Source organism: Synechococcus sp. CCY9201 (genome assembly GCF_034931105.1).
In the GTDB taxonomy this organism is placed as follows: Bacteria; Cyanobacteriota; Cyanobacteriia; order PCC-6307; family Cyanobiaceae; genus CBW1002.
Window position 1 is genome coordinate 1 of record NZ_JAYGIC010000080.1, and the last position, 2,495, is coordinate 2,495.

Consider the following 2,495-nt stretch of genomic DNA (forward strand, 5'->3'; position numbering starts at 1 on the left):
CTGAGCCAGGCGCGGCTGGCGGGGCGGCGGGCACAGACCAGCAGGCCGGAGGTGGAGCGGCCCAGGCGATGCACGGGGCGGGGCACCCCAGCGGGATCACCGCCATGGCGCCGCTCCAGCAGCCGCAGCAGGGTGTGCTCCGAGAAGCCACCGGCGGGCAGCACCGGCAGCCCGCTGGGCTTGTCGATCACGCAGAGGTCGCCGTCGTCGAACAGAACGTTCCACGACCCCGGCACGGCCTGCTCCTTCCAGGGGGGCCGATGCCAGTCCAGCCGATCCCCGGCTGCGAGAGGCCCATCGGCCCGGAGCTGGTGGCCGTTCCGCCACAGCTCACCGGCGGCGAGCCGCTGGCGCCACAGTGCCGCCCCCGAATGGGTGAAGCGGGACGCCAAGTAAGACAACACGCCTGCGGGGTTGGCCGTCGGTACCCCAGCCACTGAATCTGGGCTGGAGAGGGTGTCCAACTGGCGCAGATCAGCGGCCCTGATCCGCTCGCGATACACGTGACCCTGGTTGAGGCTCTCCGGCAGCCAGTCCGGAGGCGGAGCTTCCTCCAGCGGAGCTGCCTCGCCCGGAGGGGCCCCGGAGCTCACTCCACCAGGCCGTGCTCGAGGGCGTAGCGCACCAGCTCGGTGCGGCTGGAGGTGCCGGTCTTGGTGAACAGCCGGCTCACGTACTTCTCCACGTTGCGGATCGAGGTTTCCAGCCGCCGGGCGATCTCCTTGTTCATCAGCCCCTCCGCCACCAGCTGCAGCACGCTCGCCTCGCGGGGCGTGAATTCCAGCCGCACCGCCGCCGGCGGCTTCTTGCTGCCGCTGCTGGAGAGCAGGGAGCGGATCTCGGTGATCTGCTTGGCCATCTGGCCGATGTCCGCATCGGCAAAGCGGGCCGCCTCGGCCAGCAGCCGTTCCTGACGTCGCACTGCGTTGTGGACGCGGGCCACCAGCTCGTCGGGATCGAAGGGCTTGGGGATGTAGTCGTCGGCGCCGGCATTGAAGCCGGCGATGCGATCGGCGGTCATCCCCTTGGCGGTGAGGAAGATCACCGGGGTGCCCCCCAGGCGCTCATCGCCCCGCAGCCGCTGCAGCAGCCCGTAGCCATCGAGGCGGGGCATCATTACGTCGCTGATGATCACATCAGGCAGCAGCTCCTGGGCCAGGGTCCAGCCCTCCTCGCCGTCGTTGGCGGTGGTCACCACGAAGCCCTCGTCCTCGAGATAGGCCTTCACGGCGGTGCGCAGACCGGGTTCATCGTCCACAAGCAGCAGCCGGGCCGGTGCCTGCGGAGCCGGCTCGGCGGCCTCGGCTGAAGCGGCTCCGGCGGATCCGGCCGCTGCGGAGCTGGCACCAGCGGGGCTGGTTGCGGCCGCATGGGGATCGGCGGGCCGGGAGCCGGTGGGGTCGGGGGTCATGCGCTCAATCTATCGACGGCTTCCCGGCAGCACCTGGCGGCGCTCCTGCAGGTGGCCGGGATAGCCCAGCTGGCGGGCCACCGCCCCCAGGGTGGCCGGATCCTTGCCGGCCTGCTCCGGGAAGCAGGTGGCCCACCAGATCAGGTGATGGAGCCGGTTGCCGGGGGTGATCTGGCCGCCGGGGTTGAGCTCGAGCACGATCAGGTTGCGGCCGTCGCTGGTGATCCGCATCGGCGTGGCGGGGTTGCAGCGGATCGACTCGGTGCGCACCTTGATGTCGTCGGGAAGCTCCTCCCACACCTTGATCCGCCAGAGCCCGGGCTCGGCTGGATCGGCCGTGGCGCCATAGACGCCGGTGGCCTGTTTGCCGCCCCGCACCTGCCGTTCCTCCAGAAGAATCAGATCCTTGGGCCTCGCCTTCGAGGGGATCAGGTTCAGGCCCTGGGCCGAGGCTGGCGCAGCCAGAACCCAGCAGGCGAGCAGGCCCGCCATGGTCGTCAGCCCGCGAGTCAGAAGCCCACCGGCCAGCCTGGGTGTCGCGGTTGCCCGTGCAGTTGTCAGCATGAATCCATGCTGGCCTACCTCGACCACCACGCCACCACCCCCTGCGATCCGGCCGTGGTCGCCGCCATGGCGCCCTGGTGGAGTGAGGCTTTCGCCAACCCCGCCAGCCGCCTCTACCGGCCGGCCCTGCAGGCGGCCGCGGCGGTGGAGCAGGCCCGCGGCCGCATCGGCAGGGCCCTTGGCGTGGCCCCGGAAACGGTGTGTTTCACCAGCGGCGCCACCGAGGCCAACAACCTGGCCCTCAAGGGTGTGGTGGAAGCGGCGTCGGAGCGCGGTCTCTCCCGCCGGCGGATCGTGAGCCTGGTGAGCGAACACCGGGCGGTGCGGGATCCCCTCGCCCATCTGCAACGCCACGGTGTGCCGCTGACGCTGTTGCCGGTGCAGCCCGATGGGCTGCTCGATCTGAACCGGCTGGAGGAGGCCCTCACCCCGGACGTGCTGCTGCTCTCGGTGATGGCCGCCAACAACGAGATCGGCGTGCTGCAGCCCCTGGCGGCGATCGGCCGGCTCTGCCGCGATC

4 protein-coding genes are annotated in these 2,495 nt (G+C 70.9%); 1 reads left to right on the top strand and 3 read right to left on the bottom strand.

Translation table 11 applies throughout. The annotated features are described in order from the left end of the window. The 3 genes from VB716_RS07880 to VB716_RS07890 all read right to left on the bottom strand — a co-directional run. On the bottom strand, positions 1 to 593 hold a 593-nt coding region (locus VB716_RS07880; RefSeq protein ID WP_323270179.1), incomplete at its 3' end, for a pseudouridine synthase. Further along, positions 590 to 1,411, bottom strand: a complete 822-nt coding sequence (locus VB716_RS07885) for a response regulator transcription factor (RefSeq protein ID WP_231598055.1) — start codon at positions 1,409 to 1,411, stop codon at positions 590 to 592. The genes VB716_RS07880 and VB716_RS07885, both read right to left, overlap by 4 nt. A 9-nt stretch (positions 1,412 to 1,420) precedes the next feature. Continuing rightward, on the bottom strand, positions 1,421 to 1,903 hold the full coding sequence (locus VB716_RS07890) for a hypothetical protein (protein WP_197158531.1): 483 nt from the start codon (positions 1,901 to 1,903) through the stop codon (positions 1,421 to 1,423). 78 nt (positions 1,904 to 1,981) lie between these two features. Between VB716_RS07890 and VB716_RS07895 the strand changes: the two genes are divergently transcribed. Then, a partial coding sequence (locus tag VB716_RS07895) for a cysteine desulfurase family protein (protein ID WP_323270180.1) occupies positions 1,982 to 2,495 on the top strand: 514 nt, incomplete at its 3' end.